This window comes from Terrisporobacter mayombei, from assembly GCF_020748465.1.
Taxonomy (GTDB): domain Bacteria; phylum Bacillota; class Clostridia; order Peptostreptococcales; family Peptostreptococcaceae; genus Terrisporobacter; species Terrisporobacter mayombei.
Genome location: NZ_JAHZMP010000262.1, coordinates 1 through 443, shown reverse-complemented (window position 1 = coordinate 443; position 443 = coordinate 1). Strand labels below are relative to the sequence as shown.

Here is a 443-nt window from a genome sequence, read left to right as displayed (position 1 = left end):
TAAAAATGAAGTGTCTCAAGGAGATAATGTTAAAAAAGGTAGTCCAATAATAAGCTTTGAAAGAGAAAAAATAAATTCTCAGGGAATTGATTGTACAATAATAATGGTTGTATTAAATCATAGCGAATTTTCAGAAATAAATTGCATGGTAGAAAATGAAGTTGTTGCAGGGCAAGATACTGTTATTGAAATTATGAAATGATAGGAAGGGATTAATTCAATATGAGAGTAGTAAAAATCTTTAATAATAATGCATTATCTACAGTAACTAATGATAGGAAAGAAGCTATTTTACTAGGTCTTGGTATAGGTTTTAATAAACGTCCAGGAGATAAAGCTAATGAAGATAAAATAGAAAAGATTTATTATGTTCAAGACCACATGCAAACAAAATTTTTAGAATTGTTAAAAAATGTTAGTCCAGAAGTGATGGATGCTTCACA

General features: G+C 28.0%; 2 protein-coding genes. Both read left to right on the top strand.

Annotation, left to right across the window (positions count from 1 at the left end; translation table 11 throughout):
- Positions 1-202 (top strand): PTS glucose transporter subunit IIA (locus K0039_RS21475; RefSeq protein WP_228106911.1); only part of this gene is annotated, 202 nt, incomplete at its 5' end.
- A 20-nt stretch (positions 203-222) separates the two neighbouring features.
- Positions 223-443, top strand: a 221-nt coding sequence (locus K0039_RS21470; RefSeq protein ID WP_272491556.1) for a CAT RNA binding domain-containing protein, incomplete at its 3' end; no start/stop codon positions are given.